Origin of the sequence: Halococcus hamelinensis 100A6, from assembly GCF_000336675.1 — an archaeon.
Taxonomy (GTDB): domain Archaea; phylum Halobacteriota; class Halobacteria; order Halobacteriales; family Halococcaceae; genus Halococcus; species Halococcus hamelinensis.
Genome location: NZ_AOMB01000033.1, coordinates 32,547 through 46,947, shown reverse-complemented (window position 1 = coordinate 46,947; position 14,401 = coordinate 32,547). Strand labels below are relative to the sequence as shown.

General features: G+C 67.9%; 16 protein-coding genes. 6 read left to right on the top strand and 10 right to left on the bottom strand.

The window, feature by feature from the left end; genetic code table 11:
- Nucleotides 1-52 precede the first annotated feature (52 nt).
- The 7 genes from C447_RS11685 to C447_RS11655 form a co-directional block, all read right to left on the bottom strand.
- Entirely contained in the window at nucleotides 53-976 is a 924-nt protein-coding gene (locus C447_RS11685; RefSeq protein WP_007694109.1) for a WD40/YVTN/BNR-like repeat-containing protein, read from the bottom strand.
- 84 nt (nucleotides 977-1,060) lie between these two features.
- Nucleotides 1,061-1,615, bottom strand: coding sequence for a hypothetical protein (locus C447_RS11680; RefSeq protein WP_007694103.1), 555 nt, complete (start codon nucleotides 1,613-1,615; stop codon nucleotides 1,061-1,063).
- Nucleotides 1,616-1,679: 64 nt separating this feature from the next.
- The gene (locus C447_RS11675) at nucleotides 1,680-1,958 is read right to left on the bottom strand and encodes a hypothetical protein (protein WP_007694102.1); all 279 of its coding nucleotides are present in this window, start codon (nucleotides 1,956-1,958) and stop codon (nucleotides 1,680-1,682) included.
- A gap of 61 nt (nucleotides 1,959-2,019) precedes the next feature.
- On the bottom strand, nucleotides 2,020-2,349 hold the full coding sequence (locus C447_RS11670; RefSeq protein ID WP_007694101.1) for a hypothetical protein: 330 nt from the start codon (nucleotides 2,347-2,349) through the stop codon (nucleotides 2,020-2,022).
- A gap of 51 nt (nucleotides 2,350-2,400) precedes the next feature.
- Nucleotides 2,401-4,743, bottom strand: coding sequence for a formate dehydrogenase subunit alpha (gene fdhF / locus C447_RS11665; RefSeq protein ID WP_007694100.1), 2,343 nt, complete (start codon nucleotides 4,741-4,743; stop codon nucleotides 2,401-2,403).
- Between the two features lies 1 nt (nucleotide 4,744).
- Nucleotides 4,745-5,674, bottom strand: coding sequence for a 2Fe-2S iron-sulfur cluster-binding protein (locus C447_RS11660; RefSeq protein WP_007694099.1), 930 nt, complete (start codon nucleotides 5,672-5,674; stop codon nucleotides 4,745-4,747).
- A 55-nt stretch (nucleotides 5,675-5,729) separates the two neighbouring features.
- Nucleotides 5,730-7,259 (bottom strand): NADH-ubiquinone oxidoreductase-F iron-sulfur binding region domain-containing protein, encoded by a 1,530-nt coding sequence (locus C447_RS11655; protein ID WP_306460009.1) that lies wholly within the window; start codon nucleotides 7,257-7,259, stop codon nucleotides 5,730-5,732.
- Between the two features lie 141 nt (nucleotides 7,260-7,400).
- Here C447_RS11655 and C447_RS11650 point away from each other — a divergent pair, with 141 nt between their 5' ends.
- From C447_RS11650 to C447_RS11635, 6 genes are all read left to right on the top strand, one after another.
- Nucleotides 7,401-8,528, top strand: a complete 1,128-nt coding sequence (locus tag C447_RS11650; protein WP_007694096.1) for an NAD(P)/FAD-dependent oxidoreductase — start codon at nucleotides 7,401-7,403, stop codon at nucleotides 8,526-8,528.
- A 132-nt stretch (nucleotides 8,529-8,660) separates the two neighbouring features.
- On the top strand, nucleotides 8,661-8,819 hold the full coding sequence (locus C447_RS19045) for a DUF7563 family protein (RefSeq protein WP_449404671.1): 159 nt from the start codon (nucleotides 8,661-8,663) through the stop codon (nucleotides 8,817-8,819).
- 146 nt (nucleotides 8,820-8,965) lie between these two features.
- Nucleotides 8,966-9,217, top strand: a complete 252-nt coding sequence (locus tag C447_RS11645; RefSeq protein WP_007694094.1) for an antitoxin VapB family protein — start codon at nucleotides 8,966-8,968, stop codon at nucleotides 9,215-9,217.
- Nucleotides 9,214-9,327 (top strand): PIN domain-containing protein, encoded by a 114-nt coding sequence (locus tag C447_RS18580; RefSeq protein WP_007694092.1) that lies wholly within the window; start codon nucleotides 9,214-9,216, stop codon nucleotides 9,325-9,327. Before C447_RS11645 ends, C447_RS18580 begins: the two co-directional genes overlap by 4 nt.
- Nucleotides 9,328-9,348: 21 nt before the next feature.
- A complete protein-coding gene (locus C447_RS17690) occupies nucleotides 9,349-9,606 on the top strand; it encodes a PIN domain-containing protein (RefSeq protein ID WP_010612122.1) in 258 nt (85 codons plus the stop codon).
- A 165-nt stretch (nucleotides 9,607-9,771) separates the two neighbouring features.
- On the top strand, nucleotides 9,772-10,668 hold the full coding sequence (locus tag C447_RS11635; RefSeq protein WP_007694090.1) for an NAD(P)-dependent oxidoreductase: 897 nt from the start codon (nucleotides 9,772-9,774) through the stop codon (nucleotides 10,666-10,668).
- A gap of 167 nt (nucleotides 10,669-10,835) precedes the next feature.
- Here C447_RS11635 and C447_RS11630 read toward each other — a convergent pair whose 3' ends face one another.
- From C447_RS11630 to fba, 3 genes are read right to left on the bottom strand one after another with little or no spacing between them, the layout of a single operon-like run.
- The gene (locus C447_RS11630) at nucleotides 10,836-11,867 is read right to left on the bottom strand and encodes a 2-hydroxyacid dehydrogenase (RefSeq protein ID WP_007694088.1); all 1,032 of its coding nucleotides are present in this window, start codon (nucleotides 11,865-11,867) and stop codon (nucleotides 10,836-10,838) included.
- Nucleotides 11,864-13,384 carry an FGGY-family carbohydrate kinase gene (locus C447_RS11625; RefSeq protein ID WP_007694085.1) on the bottom strand — a complete coding sequence of 507 codons (1,521 nt, stop codon included), beginning with the start codon at nucleotides 13,382-13,384 and terminating at the stop codon, nucleotides 11,864-11,866. The genes C447_RS11630 and C447_RS11625 overlap by 4 nt, the downstream gene beginning before the upstream one ends.
- Nucleotides 13,381-14,391 (bottom strand): class II fructose-bisphosphate aldolase, encoded by a 1,011-nt coding sequence (fba, locus tag C447_RS11620; protein WP_007694083.1) that lies wholly within the window; start codon nucleotides 14,389-14,391, stop codon nucleotides 13,381-13,383. Before fba ends, C447_RS11625 begins: the two co-directional genes overlap by 4 nt.
- Nucleotides 14,392-14,401 lie beyond the last annotated feature (10 nt).

Here is a 14,401-nt window from a genome sequence, read left to right as displayed (position 1 = left end):
GACCCCTTCCGCGAACTCCGGTCCCTCCGAAGCCCCTACTCCGGTGTGGATCTCAGACGGCCGCGAGCGAGCGGACCCCCGACGGGACGTGCCCGACCGTCGTCCAGCCGTCGGGCTCGCGAGCCAGCACCCGGCCTTCGGTCGTGCCGGCGACCACCCGCCCGTTCCACGCTGTCCACGCGAGCACGAAGCTCGCGGGCTCGCCGGGGTACGATACCGCGTCGAGCGTGTCGCCGCCGTCCCGGGATTCGAACAACGCCGCGTCGGCCCCGCTCTCGCCGCCCCACGTCGGCGGCGGGTCGCGCGCCGCGGCGACGTAGAGGGTCCCCTCGAACGCGAACGCCTCCCGGAAGTAGCCGTGGTCGACGGCCTCGTCGAGCCGGATCCACGACGTGCCGGCGTCGCGGGTTCGGTAGAGCCCGCCGCCGGTCGAGGCGACGTACTCCTCGCCGCCGAGCACGAGGACGTGGTGGACGTCGTGGTGAACCCCCTCGCGCCGCTCGGTCCACGTCTCGCCGCGGTCGTCGCTGACGTGTACCCCGCCGACCTCGACGCCCGCGACCAGCCTGTCGGGCGCGTCGGCGTGCGTACCGAGACTCCGGACGTGGGCCTCGTTGCGGTGACGTGGAGTGTGCCACTCCTCGCGCGACGGGAGCTCCTGAAAGCCCTCACACTCCTCCCACGTCGCGCCATTGTCGGTCGAGACGTAGAGGTGAGCGGGATGGGTTCCGGCGTAGAGTCGCTCGCCGTCAGGGCTCGTAACAACTGAGTAGACCTCCTCGCGCGGTACATCGAGGTTCTCCCACGTCCTCCCGCCGTCGGTCGAGCGGTAGAGCCCGCTCGTGGTCGCGGCGTACGCGTCCTCATCGAGGGTTCGCACCCGAAGCGTGTTCCCCGCGTCGACCACGCGCTCCGCGTCGTCGAGCGACTCGCCCGACCGGAAGACGCCGTCCTGCGTGCCGATCAGAAGCGACATGGCCCCCGGTAGGTCGTGGGACGGCAAAACCCCTCCGTGGGGACTGGAGGTCGGTTCGTCGGCTACCGGTCTACCCGGATCGAGCTACTCCCGCTCGGTGTCGGGAAAGCGGACCCGCGCGTTCGGGTGCTGGTCGGCGTCCTCGACGAGTTCGCCCCCGTCGCGGAGGCGTTCGAGTTCGGCCTTCGCCGCGTCGGGGTCGGTGCCGCCGAGTACACCCACGGCATCGAGGAGTTCGTGTTCGGGGACGCCGCGACCGGCACCGCCGAGCTCCGCCCCCGCCCCTGGTTCGAGCGCGCCCAGATAGCGGACGTACTCCCGGAGGTCGGTTTCGCCGCCGAGGTCGTCGTGCCACTGTGCCGGGTAGACGCTGACCCGGTCGTCGTCGAGGCGATAGAACGCGTCGGTGGCGTAGCCGTCGTCGGTGAGCCGGTCGTCGATCGCGCCGAGGAAGGCGTCGGCGTCGAAGTCGGGCCGTTCGTCCTCCAGCCGGCGCGCGTAGGCATCGAGGGTCTCCCGGGCGACCCCCGCCCGGTCGTTGTCGTGGTACTGCTCGACGAGGCGGACGAAGTCGTCCACGAGCAGTGATTCGCCCTCGTCGGCGGCCGCTCGAACGATCCGGTCGTTGCGGTCGACCATACCGAACCGAGACGGGACGGGACGGCCTGTTATCGGTGTCGTTCGCGAGCCCCGACCGCCCGGCTCAGGCTCCCGGCCCTTCCTTCGGATAGTTGCCCGTCAGAACGTTGTACGCTACCGCGAGGCCGGCCGTGACGACCGCGAACGCGAGGTTGAATCCCGCCCGGGGGGTCGTGGTCCTCTCGCGCAGGAGGTGACCCCCACAGCGCGGGCAGGTCGACCCCTCGACGTCGAACTCGGTCCCGCAGACCGTACACTCGTGGACGGTTCGCTGGTGGCTGCCGATGCCGGTCGGCGTCGGGTCGAGGCCGACCAGCCGCTTCGCTTTCACGGTCCAACTCATTGGGTCACGTTTCGCGCGCGAGCACTTAGGTGTTGACCGCGCCGGCGGGTCCGCGGCCGGCTCAGAAGTCCTCGGTGTGGCTGTCCTCTTCGGGGATGTCCTCGTAGGAGACCGACTCGTGTTCGGATTCGGCGGCGTAGGACGGCCAGAACCGGATCTCCTCGTCGGTGACGTCGGCGACCGACGCCAGCGGCGCGCCCGCGAGGGTCTCGCCGTCGGCTTTGATACCCGTGATCTCGGCGATCTTCATGTCGCTCAGGAGCCCGGCGTCGATGTCGTCGTCGACGTCGATGTACATCGTGGGGCCGTCGACCCCGCCGAGCGTGCCGATGCTCTGCCCTTCCGCCGTGAGGATTGGCTTGCCGACGTCGTCCTCGGTGACCGTTCCCATGGTCGTTCCGTTCGGGACGACCGAAAATAACTGTTGGCACCGCCCGCCCGGTCAGTCGTCCGAGCTCGCGGGTCGTCTCGCCTCGCCACGCGGCACGCTCCCCTGGAGGTCGTCGGCCTCCTTCTCGGTTCCCGTGATCTGGACGTCGGTGATCTTGTACTCGGGCGTGCGTGCCGCGCCGTCGAGCGGGTCCTCCTTCGTGAGGTTGTTCGCGCCGCCTTCGAGGTAGTGCATCGGGACGAACACTTCGCCGGGGTTCGGTCGGGTGGTGACCTGGACCAGCATCTCCGTCTTGCCGTGCCGGGAGGTGAGTTCGACGACCTCCTCGTCCGCGATCCCGTACTCCTCGGCGGTCTCGGGGTGGACCTCGACGAAGCTCTTGTCTGAGTAGGACATGACCCCCTCGTCGCGGAACGTCATCGTCCCGGTGTGGTACTGATAGAGGACCCGCCCCGAGGTCATCACCAGCGGGTAGTCGTCGTCCGGCGTCTCCGAGGGATCCACCGTATCGGCGGGGTGCATGTGCGCCAGCCCGTCGTTGGTCTGGAACTCCTCCTCGTAGGTGTAGGGGGTGCCGGGATGGTCCATGTCCCAGACGGGCCACTGGAGCCCTTCGCCGTCCCCGAGGGCTTCGAGGCGCTCGTGGCTGATGCCACCGTAGATCGGGACGAGGTCGTTGATCTCGTCCATGATGTCGCTCGGGTGGTCGTACTCCCACTCGTAGCCGAACTTCGCCGCGAGCGCCTTGGTGATCCGCCAGTCGGGTTTGGCGTTGCCGATGGGGTCGACCGCCCGCTTCACCAGCTGGACGTGGCGCGTCGAGGCGGTGTACGTTCCGTTGGACTCCAGCGAGGCGGTCGCCGGCAGGACTACGTCGGCGAGCTCGGCGGTCTCGGTCAGGAAGATGTCCTGCACCGCGAAGAAGTCGAGGTTCTCGATCGTCTCGCGTGCGTGGGCGATGTTCGGCTCCGAGACCAGCGAGTTCTCGCCCTGGATGAACATCCCGTGGATGTCGTCCGTGAGGAACATGTCCGTGAGGCGGTAGCCCTCCTTGTCGGGCATCTCCTCGACGTCCATCCCGTAGGCCTCGGCGAACTTCTCCCGGTGTTCCTCGTTGGTCACCGGCTGGTAGCCCGGGAAGTTGTTCGGGAGCGGCCCCATGTCGCCGCCGCCGCCCTGGACGTTGTTCTGGCCGCGGAACGGCGAGACGCCCGATTTCGGGTTGCCGATGTGTCCGGTCACCAGCGCGAGGTTCGCGATGGCGTAGATGTTCTCGGTGCCTTTGGCGTGCTCGGTCATCCCGAGCGTCCAGCCGAACACACAGGAGTCGGCCTCCGTGATGGTCTCGGCCGCGCTCACGAGTTCCTCCGGCGGGACACCCGCGTGCTCCTCGACGAACTCCGGCGTGAACTTCTCGACGCTCTCCTCGACCTGCTCGATGCCCGTCGTCCGCTCCTCGATGAACTCCCGGTCCTCGAGGTCGTTCTTCAGGATGTACCTGACGAGCCCGTTGAGCCAGGTGTTGTCGTAACCTGCATTGATCTGGGTGTACTGGTCTGCGTACTCGGCGATCTGGGTCTTCCGCGGGTCGAACACGAGGAGGTCGGCGTCGTTGTCCTTGACGTTCTGTTTGATCCGGGTCGCGAGCACCGGGTGGGCCTCGGTGGTGTTCGAGCCGGTCAGGAGGTAACAGTCGGTCTCTTCGAGCGCCTCCATCCCGACGGAGGCCGCGCCGAAGCCGAACGTCGATGAGAGGCCGGAGACGGTCGAGGAGTGACAGAGCCGGTTGCAGTTGTCGATGTTGTTGGTGCCGATGACCTCGCGTGCGAACCGCTGCATCGCGTAGTTGTCCTCGTTGGTCGCCTTCGAGGAGGCCACGAAACCGAGCCCGTCGGGGCCGTACTCCTCCTTGACCCCGCCGAGACCCTCCGCGACCCGCGTGAGCGCCTCGTCCCACGAGGCCTCCCGGAACTCGCCGTCCTCCTTGACCAACGGCTGGGTCAGTCGGTCGTCGCTGTGGGTGTAGCCGTGGGCGAACTTCCCTTTGACGCAGGTCGAGATCCCGTTGATGGGTGCTTTCTCCGGGCGGGGTCTGGTCCCGAGGAACTCGCCGTCCTTCGTGAGCACGTCGAACCGGCAGCCGACCGCGCAGTACTCACAGGTCGTGTCGGTGACGTCGATGTCGTTCTCCTGGTAGTCGGCGACCGCGTCGGCGATCGAGAACAGCCGGCCCTCCGAGACCGCGTCCCCCATGAAGCCCGAGACCGCGTGCTCGAACGGTCTGACGACCTTGTCGTTCGCGGCCTCCTTTGCTCCCTCGCCAGCCTGTTCCTTCGCGCGGGCCATGAAGCCCGCGACGCCTTCCTTCTCGGTGTCGGATGTGTCCTGGCTCATCTCAGTCGTCCCCCACGGACTCGAAGGTGGCCGCCGGCTCGTTCTCGGTGTCCTCCCGGCGTTTCATCGGCGTCATCTGGCCCGGCTGGTGTTCGTAGTCCTCGCCGATGATCTCCTCGGCGGAGTTCTTGTGGGTGAAACCGGGGACTGGAAGCGTCGTCGAGTCCACGAGCCCCTGTTCGACCAGCGCGCCCGTCGGGCACACCGTCGCGCAGTGACCACAGGAGACGCAGGTCGACTCCATCATCGTCTCCGCGCCGTTCTGGAAGCCGATACGGGTGTCCTCGCCCGAGCCCTCCATCCGGAGGACGCCCTCGACCTGGACGTCGTTGCAGGCCTCGACACAGCGGTTACAGAGGATACACTTGTTCCGGTCGATCTGGATGAACGGCGAGGAATCGTCGAGCGGCACGAGTTCGCTCCGGTCGTGCATCACGCCGTACCTGGGCTCCTCGACCTCGTTCTGGATCGAGACGTCCTGGAGGTCACACCGGCCGTTCTGGCCGCAGGTCGTACACAGCAGGTTGTGATTCGAGAGCAGGAGGTCGAGGTTGACGTCGCGCGCCTCGCTCGCCGCGGCGGTGTCGGTGGTGACGGTCATGCCCTCCTCCGGCGGGAAGCTACACGAGGGCACGACGCCGTGCTCCTCGGTGTCGACCATACAGGTTCGACACTCGCTCCGCGGGCCGATCTTCTCCTCCTCGTCGTACGAACAGAGCGCGAGCACCTCGCCCTCGGTCTCGACGCGTTCGCACGCGTCGAGCAGGGTTTCCCCTTCCTCGACCGCGACGGGCTCGCCGTCGACGGTCACCGTCGCCGCCTCGGTCGCGCCTGCCGCGGGGTCGTTCGCGGTTCCCGGGGCGATGTCCTCGGTGAACGGTACGTCGGGTCCGGTCGTGTGGGAGTTCTCCCAGATCGGGTCCGTACTCATGATAGGTCCTCGTCGTCGGTCGCATCGAACGGCTCGTCGGTCGCGTGGTCGCTCGTCATCGGTCACAGGCTCCGGTCGGACAGCGGCCCTCGGCGTGGGCGGCGAACTCCGCACCGAAGCCGTCCATCGCGGTCGTCACGGGTCGGGGTGCGTCGCGCCCGAGTTCACAGGTGCTGGTCTCGCGCATCACCCGGGCGAGTTCGCGGAGCATCCCCTCCTTGTACTCGCCCTCGTAGACGTCCCGGAGGAGGTTCACAAGCTGGTTCGAGCCCTCGCGGCCGGGGACGCACCGCCCGCAGTTCTCCTCCTTCGCGAACCTCGCGCGTTCGCCCGCGAACGCCACCGGGCAGGTCGACTCGCCGAGGAGTTCGACCACGCCGTTGGTGCCGAGCTGTGCGCCGGTCAGCCCGGACGCGTTCGCGGGCACGTCGAGCGTGCGCGTCAGCCCGCCGAAGACCCCGCCGACGCAGGCCAGACTTCGTCCACCCGCCTCGACGGCCGACAGGGCCGAGTCGAGGCCGTCGTCCGTCGAGAGTTCCACCGTCGCCGGGGACGTGACGTCGCCCGTGACCGTGATCAGTCGCGTTCCGGGGTCCGAGGCCACGCCACCCAGGTCGTCGCCAGCGAGAACGCGCCCGACTTGGGCGAACGTCCGCGGCGTGTGGACCAGCGTTGGACGACCGTCGACGCCGTACTCACTGGGGCCGGGTGGAGTGCGCCGGGATTCGAGCCGGTGGTTGCCCTCGATGGCTTCGAGGGCGACCGTGGGTTCGCCGGCTTTGTACTCGTCCGGGCCGGCGACGATCCGCGTCGAAAGCCTGTCGACGGCCTCGTCGAGGGTTTGCGCCGCCGTCTTCGCCCGCTCGCGGGCCAGACGCTCGGATTCGTTGACGTATATCACGAGGTCGGTGGCGTCCACCGCGCGGGCGGCGGCGAACGCCGGGTCGAGCACGGAGAACGGGGCACTTTCGAGCAGGAGGCGGTCCGCCTCGGCGTCGGTGTCGGCCTCGTTGGCGTTCACGACCACCACCGCGTCGCCGTCGGCTTCGGCCACGGTCTCCCACTCCTCGACGACCGGCGTATCGGTGGCGACGTCGCCGCGCCCGCGCCCGCGCAGCCCTTCCTCTCGGAGCTGCCCCATTACGTCGGCGGTCGTTTCGGACGCGAGGAACTCCCCGTCGCGGTAGTCGGCAGTGCTCGTCGGCACCGTCCAGCCACAGCCCGCTAGCACGGCCCGCTCGCCGACCCCGAGCGGTCCCTCGTCGGGGAGCGGCAGCGACGCCGTCTCGGGCTCGTGTTCGACGACCGCCATCGCGTCGTCGGTCGGCAGCGTGCCCTCGTCGAGCGCCTCGACGAGTGCTCGAACGCCGTCGGTATCCATCTCGGAGAAGAAGGCGGTCTCGCCGTCGAGCGTCGCCAGCATGAGCGGTTCGAGACCGGCGATCCCGGTCGACCCCACCGCCGCTACCGCGACGCCCGTCTCGGGGTCGCGTCCGGCGGCGAGGAGTTCGTCGCTCCGCGAGTCGTTCCCCGCCCCGGCGACGCGAACGGCGGGATCCCGCCCGCAGACACCATCATCAACCATCATGGTAGGGAGTCCCTCGCCGCCTATAGATGTATCGCCTGCAAACCTCGGGCCAGGAGATCTAGACCGCTCGACCGGGCGAAAACCGGCAGCAGCCGCCGGGATCGATACGTTGAGTCGGCGACCACACACCCCTGGAGTATGCACGAGCGCTACGAAGCGGTGGTGGTCGGCGGGGGCATCGTCGGCTCCTCGACGGCGTACCATCTCGCCCAGGATGGGGTCGAAACGCTGCTCGTCGACCGTCGGGACGAGGGCCGGGCGACCGACGCCGGTGCGGGGATCCTCTCGGCGGCGACGAGTTCGCGCGGCGAGCCGTGGTTCGGGTTCGCCGCCGAGGCGGTGGCCTACTACGACGACCTCGTGGCGGCGCTCGAAATCGACCAAGACGGTCCGCACGGCTACGCTGAGCGCGACCTCCTCCGGGTCGCGATCGACGAGACCGAGGCCGACAGGTCCGACGAGACCCTCGCCGAGGTTCGCGAACGGGAGGCGGCGGCCGGCCCGCCGAGGGAGGGATCGCTGGCCGAACTCACGACCGAGGAAGCCCGGACGGCGTTTCCCCCGCTGGCCGATGTCCGGCGCGCGTTTCGCTACGACGACGCCGCGCGGGTCGACGGACGGCGGTTCGAGGGTGCGCTCCGACGGGCGAGCGAGGCCCGTGGCCTCGAAATGAAGGACGCGAACGCGGAACGGCTCGTCGTGGATGGGGGCTCGATCGAGGCGGTCGTCGTCGACGGCGACCGGATCGAGACGGAGCGGGTCGTGGTCGCCGGCGGCGCGTGGTCGGCGTCGTTCGGCGACCAACTGGGGGTCTCGATCCCGATCGAACCCCAGCGCGGTCAGATCGTCCACCTCGACGTCGATGCGGACACGACCGACTGGCCGATCGTTAGCCCGTTTCGCGGCCACTACCTCGTCTCGTGGGACGACGGCCGGGTCGCGGTCGGCGCGACCCGCGAGACCGGGACGGGGTTCGCGCCCCACAGCACTGTCGCGGGGCTCCAGGAAGTGCTCGACGAGGCGACGCGGGTCGCGCCGGGGCTCGCCGAGGCGTCCGTCCGGGAGGTGCGGGTCGGTCTTCGCCCGGTTTCGGCCGACGGGCTACCGGTGCTCGGCGCGGTGCCGGATGTCGAGGGGGCGTTCGTCGCGACCGGCCACGGACCGTCGGGTCTCCAGCTCGGACCGTACTCGGGAAAACTCGTCGCGGGCGCGGTGTGCGGCGACGACCCGGACGTGCTCGAACCGTTCGGCATCGATCGGTTCTAACCCGTTCGACTCGGATCTTCCACCCGTACACCCACCCAGCACGCCACAACACACGACGTGATACCCGAGCGATAGTCGTTATCCTACTCGAACCCGATACCGTCAAGTAAGACGAACGAGCCACCACTGGGTATGCCGAATTGCGACAACTGCGATGCGTTCGTCACTCAGCAGTACGTTCGCGTGTTCGCACCGACTGGGATGGATACCGTTCGGGTCTGCCCTGATTGTCCTGATATGCTCCGGGACGGTAGCGACGTCCGCGAGGCGAAATCGAAACGCCGGAATTAGCTCTCGTCGTTCGTCGTATCCAGCCTTTCTAGGTGCTCATACAGAGAGTATCACTGACCTGTTGTCGTCCGTACGAAGTCAGTCCGGACGGTAGAGTTCCTCTCAGCCAAAGGGACAAGTCGCGTCGACACGAATGTCAACGCGATATGAGCACCGCCGACGAACAGATCAGGGTCAGTTCGGTCGTGAAAACCGAATTGGAGAACCGGCGGCGAGAGGGCGAATCGTTCAACGACGTACTCGAGCGACTACTGACCGAGGACCGGGACCTCTTTGCGGGATTTGGGGCCTTCGAAGGAACGGATAGAGGGGAGCGCATTCAGGAGGTACGCGATCGGGGAAAGCGAGAGTCGGCCGAACGCATCGAGCGTATCGCCGAGAGTCGCGATATCGAATGAAGGTTCTCGACACCTCGTTTCTGATCGACTACGGGGATGGGGTCGATGCAACTGGGGAGTATCTCGAAGAGCACGAAGAAGAGGTGTTCATCATTCCAGCACCAGTCTAGACAGAATACCTGCTTGGCACTGTGCATAGTAACGCTGAGACGAACATCTCGAAAGCACGCCAAGAGCTTGCGTGGGGCGAGATCGTCGAAGTTTCCCAACGGACAGCCGTCATCGCGGCGGAGGTCGCTGACGAGATCGGTCCCCTGGGACCGAATCTCACAGCGGTTGATGCTCTCGTCGCTGCAGTAGGACGTGAACTCTCTGCTTCCGTCGTCTCTGGAGATGGTGACCTAACTCACAAAGAGACGAAGGAGATCATCGAAGTAGACGATTACTGAACTGTGAAATAGCACTCGGCGGTGTAGGTAGAGATACACCCTACGATCGATAGAGTGGTCGAGCCTCGTCTCCGTGATCAGGAGCGACCTGAGTACTCGACTTCTGCTATCGTTCCGACCCCCGCCTCCGCCATCGTTTTGACCCCTGCCCGAGATTCGGGTGACATGGCCACCGAAACGGTCGGATTCGTCGGACTCGGCATCATGGGCGGACCGATGGCGGAGAACCTCCTCGACGCGGGCTACGACGTCGTCGGGCACAACCGCTCCGACGAGTCGGTCGAGGAGCTCGAAGCCTCCGGCGGTGAGGGGGCGACCTCACCCAAAGAGGTCGCCGAGCGCTCGGACGTCGTGATCACCTGTCTCCCCGACTCGCCGGTCGTCGAGGAGATCGTCCGTGGGGACGAGGGCGTGCTCGACGGGCTGGAAGAGGGGATGGTCGTCGTGGACATGTCGACCATCTCCCCGACGGTCACCGAGGACCTCGCCGAGGCGATCGCCGAGCGGGGAGCCGCGATGCTCGACGCGCCTATCTCCGGTGGCGAGGAGGGCGCGATCGAGGGCACGCTCTCGATCATGGTCGGCGGGGACGAATCGGTCTTCGAGGACTGTCGGGAGCTCTTCGAGGTGATGGGCAGCACCGTGACCCACTGTGGGCCGAACGGCGCGGGCCAGACGACGAAAGCCTGCAATCAGATCGTGGTCGCCGCCCAGATGGTCGGGGTGAGCGAGGCGCTGGTCTTCGCCCACCAGGCGGGTGCGGACCTCGAAGCGGTCGTCGAGGCGATCTCGGGCGGCGCGGCGGGCTGCTGGACGCTCGACAACCGCGCACCGAACATGATTCAGGGACAGTTCGACCCCGGCTTCTTCGCCTCCTATCAGTACAAGGACCTTCGCATCGCCACCGACGCCGGCGAGGCGTTCGGTTCGCCGATGCCCCAGACCTCGGTGGCCCACGAACTCTACAAGGCGATGGAGACCACCGGCCGCGGCCGCGACGATAATTCAGGAGTTATGCAGATAATCGAGGACCTCGCGGGCGACGAGGCGAGGGTCGACTGAGAAACGCAGTCGGGCCGTTCAGCCCGTCGTGGGTGGGTTCTCGACCCCACGGAGAGGCGAACCCGGTCGTCAGCAGCACCGGGGGCTCTTCTCGGCGACAGTCAGCCGCTGGTAGCCGATATTCGCGGAGAACGACGAGCCGTTAGGTCGCCGCGACACCGGTCAGTTCACTGTACGACGTGCTCGGGCGTCTCGTCGTCGAGGTAGGCCGCGAGCTGCGTCGCGATGATCCGCGGTCCGCCGAGCACGGCATCGCGGGTCGAGCCGGCGACGTGTGGCGTCAGGACGACGTTCTCGAAGTCGAGCAGCGGGTGGTCGTCCGGCAGCGGCTCCTGCTGGAAGACATCGAGCGCCGCGCCGCCGATCTCGTCCGCCGCGAGGGCGTCGACGAGCGCGTCCTCGTCGACCAACCCGCCCCGCGCGGTGTTGACCAGAAACGCCTCGGAGTTCATCCGTGCGAACTCTTCCTCGCCGATCATCTCAGCCGTATCCTCCGAGAGTCGGACGTGGAGGGTCACGGCGTCGGCCTCGGCGAGCAGGTCCGGCAGGTCGGCCGGTTCGGAGCCGGCTTCCCGGATCTCCTCGTCCGCGACGAACGGGTCGTAGACCAGACACTCGGTCTCGAAGCCCGCCAGCCGACGGGCGACGCCACGGCCGATGTGGCCGAAGCCGACGATCCCGACCGTCGCGGTTCGCATATCCGGGGGGAGTCGGTCCGGGTCGAACACCTGGCTCCACTCGCCAGTCGAGAGGTCGGCGTGGTTGAACGGGATCTCGCGCACCCGCGAGAGCAGCATCGACACCGCGTAGTCGGCGACGGCGTCGCGATTACGGCCGGGCGCGTGCAAGACCGTGATATCGTTCTCGTGTGCCGCGTCGATATCGACGTTCTCCGTCCCGCCGCGGGCGGCCCCGACGACCGAGAGCGACTCGCCGCTCTCGATGAGTTCGCGGGAGACCGGTGCCTTGTGGACGACGAGCGCGTCGATACCGTCGAGCCGCTCGGCGATGGCGTCGGTGTCGTAGCTCCCGGGGCCGAGCGACTCCATGTCCATCGTCACGTTTCGGAACTCGCCGGGGGAGGCCTCGCCCATCCAGTCCATCCGCTCGAACGTCAGACCTCGGTCCTCGAGATGGCCGAGCGCCTCGTACATGTACTCGCTCGGCTGTTGTGGGTCACCGCAGAGCAACACGTTCATTCTTCGTGTTGGGACATCTCCCTAAGCGACTTGAGCGTTTCCCACGGCGCGCGCATCCCGTCGGCGGCCTGCGAGAACGCCGTTTCGAGCGTTCGATAGGTCGCCTCGACGTCCGGGTTCGGTTCGTACCGGCGGGCCGGTTCGACGGTCCGCGCGACCGCCCGCTCGGCGTCGGGGTAGACGCCGGCGGCGACGCCACCGCACAGCGCCGCCCCGAGCGCCCCGGTCTCGCGCTCCGCGGGCACCGTGACCGGCCGGTCGGCGATGTCGGCGAACATCCGCGCCCACTCGTCGCTCCGCGCACCGCCACCCGTGAGACGGATCGAGTCGAGTTCCGGCGCGAGCTCCGAGAGCGCGTCGGTCTGGGCGACCGCGACCCCCTCGTAGATCGACCGGAGCATCTGCGCTGCGGTGTGGTCCATCCGGAGCCCGAAGAACCCGCCCGTACTGGTCGGGTCGTCCGTCGAACCGTTGAGGAACGGGTGGAAGACGACCCCGTTCGAACCGGGGGGAACGTCGGCGATCGTCTCCTCGTATACCGTGTGTGGGTCGACATCGCGTTCGCGGGCCTCCCGATGCCAGTCGGCCCCGTAGTTCTCGGTGAACCACTCGACACAGGCTGCGCCGGCCCTGAGTCCCTTGTACCGGATCCAGCCGTCGAGGTAGCGCCGTGGGAGGCCGCCGCTCCCGTCCGCCGGCGAGTCGAGCACCGCGACGCTCTGGCCCCACGTGCCGAGGATCGCGAGTCCGTCGCCGGGTGCGGTGAGACCGGCACCGAGCGCACACGCCGCGACGTCGTGGAATCCCGTTGCGACGGGCGTTCCCTCGGGGAGTCCGGTCCGGGCCGCGGCTTCGCTCGTCACCGTGCCGCAGGCATCGGTGCTCGAAGTCACCGGCGGCAGTGTCTCGAAGGCCGCCGGGATGTCGAGCAGCTCGAAGACCTCCCTGTCGTACTCGGCATCGGGGCCGTAGAAGACGCTCCCCTCCGTGGGGTCCGTCGACCGCTCGCCGGTGAGCCGGTGGGTGAGCACGTCCTTCGCAAAGAGTACCGTATCGAGCCGGTCGTACGTCGCCGGGTCGTGCTCGGCGAGCCAGACGAGCAGGCTCAGCGGGTCGGCACCGAACGGCTGCCAGCCGAGGCGGTCGGCGACCGCGTCGGCCACGTCCGAACGGTGTTCTTCGAGGACTCCGATCGCTCGGCTATCGGTCGACTTGATCCCGCAGACGGCCGTTCCGTCCGCGTCGAGGCCGTAGAGACCGTGGCCGTGGCCGGCGACGCCGACCGCGGCGACCGCCGACGGCGTGACCTCGAGCGCTTCGATTACCGCCGCGACCGTCTCGCCGACGGTCTCCCAGAGCCGGTCGTGGTCCTGTTCGTCCCGGTCGGGCGGCGTCTCGACCGTCGGCGTCGGTTCGGAAGCGGTCGCGAGGTCGTCGCCGGTTCCGTCGAACGCCGTCACCGTGACGTTGGTCAGGCCGGCATCGACCCCGATCAGGACGGGATCGCCCTCGGTCATCGCCCCGAGGCCATCGTCTCGCCGGCGTTGCCCGTCACCTCACAGAGCTCGCTCATCACCGTCGCGATCCGGTTGCGAGCGGCGTTCGAGACGACGTGTGGGTGGAAGGACGCCTTCTCCGGCGACCAGTCGCTCCCGGCGAAGAAGTTCGAGCGGTCGTCGGGAACGCCCTCGGGCGGGCGGATGGCGTCAGCGTGGTCGTGGTAGAAGTCGGCGGCGGTTCGGGCGAACTCGTACTGGTAGCGGGTGTTCTTGTTGAACTTGCAGACCCCGGCGTCGAGCAACGCCTCGATCCGCTCGTCGGCGAGGCCGGAGGCCCCGTGCACGACGAGAAAGGTCTCTTCCCCCGCCTCGACGAGGGCCTCGTCGATCGCCACGGCGAGGTCCGGTCGAACGTCGAGGTCGCGGTCGGACGCGACGCCGTGCTGGGTGCCGATCGAGACCGCGAGCAGGTCGCATCCGGTTCGTTCGACGAACTCGACGGCGGTCCCGGGGTCGGTGTAGAAGGCCTCGTCGGCGGCCGTCTCGGTGCTGCCCTCGACGCCCGCGATGCGACCGAGTTCGGCCTCGACGAGCACGTCGTCGTCGGCCCGCTCGACGGTTTCCGCAGTCAGTTCGACGTTCTCCTCGAACGGCCGGTCGGAGGCGTCGACCATCACCGAATCGGGGACGTCCGAGTCGAGGCAGGTCTCGAGGAACGACTGCTCCTCGGGGAGGTGAACGTGGTCGACGTTGCAGAACGCCTCGATACCGTATCGGTCGGCGAGCGAGTCGAGGGCTGCACCGAGGACCTCCAGCCCAACCGTGGGGTCACCGCCACCGAAGAAGGCCGCCTCCTCGCGGCTCGCCTGGACGACGAGGTCGGCGTCGGCGGCGGCGCTCCCGTCGAGCAACCCGACGAGGACGTCGAACTGGGTGACGTTGCTCGCGAAGAAGCCGTACCGACCTGCCCTCGCTCGCTCGTAGAGTTCCCGGAGGTCGACGGTCGATTTCGATGACGGAGACATGCGGGAGGAT

Excerpts from the sequence above, each read along its gene's own strand:
- C447_RS18580 (WP_007694092.1), top strand. The coding sequence starts at position 9,214 with ATGAAGGTTCTCGACACCTCGTTTCTGATCGACTACGGGGATGGGGTC.
- fba (WP_007694083.1), bottom strand. The coding sequence starts at position 14,391 with ATGTCTCCGTCATCGAAATCGACCGTCGACCTCCGGGAACTCTACGAG.
- C447_RS11670 (WP_007694101.1), bottom strand. The coding sequence starts at position 2,349 with ATGGGAACGGTCACCGAGGACGACGTCGGCAAGCCAATCCTCACGGCG.
- C447_RS11680 (WP_007694103.1), bottom strand. The coding sequence starts at position 1,615 with ATGGTCGACCGCAACGACCGGATCGTTCGAGCGGCCGCCGACGAGGGC.
- C447_RS11625 (WP_007694085.1), bottom strand. The coding sequence starts at position 13,384 with ATGACCGAGGGCGATCCCGTCCTGATCGGGGTCGATGCCGGCCTGACC.
- C447_RS11685 (WP_007694109.1), bottom strand. The coding sequence starts at position 976 with ATGTCGCTTCTGATCGGCACGCAGGACGGCGTCTTCCGGTCGGGCGAG.
- C447_RS11655 (WP_306460009.1), bottom strand. The coding sequence starts at position 7,259 with ATGGTTGATGATGGTGTCTGCGGGCGGGATCCCGCCGTTCGCGTCGCC.
- C447_RS11630 (WP_007694088.1), bottom strand. The coding sequence starts at position 11,867 with ATGAACGTGTTGCTCTGCGGTGACCCACAACAGCCGAGCGAGTACATG.
- C447_RS11660 (WP_007694099.1), bottom strand. The coding sequence starts at position 5,674 with ATGAGTACGGACCCGATCTGGGAGAACTCCCACACGACCGGACCCGAC.
- C447_RS11675 (WP_007694102.1), bottom strand. The coding sequence starts at position 1,958 with ATGAGTTGGACCGTGAAAGCGAAGCGGCTGGTCGGCCTCGACCCGACG.
- fdhF (WP_007694100.1), bottom strand. The coding sequence starts at position 4,743 with ATGAGCCAGGACACATCCGACACCGAGAAGGAAGGCGTCGCGGGCTTC.
- C447_RS19045 (WP_449404671.1), top strand. The coding sequence starts at position 8,661 with ATGCCGAATTGCGACAACTGCGATGCGTTCGTCACTCAGCAGTACGTT.
- C447_RS11650 (WP_007694096.1), top strand. The coding sequence starts at position 7,401 with ATGCACGAGCGCTACGAAGCGGTGGTGGTCGGCGGGGGCATCGTCGGC.
- C447_RS11645 (WP_007694094.1), top strand. The coding sequence starts at position 8,966 with ATGAGCACCGCCGACGAACAGATCAGGGTCAGTTCGGTCGTGAAAACC.
- C447_RS11635 (WP_007694090.1), top strand. The coding sequence starts at position 9,772 with ATGGCCACCGAAACGGTCGGATTCGTCGGACTCGGCATCATGGGCGGA.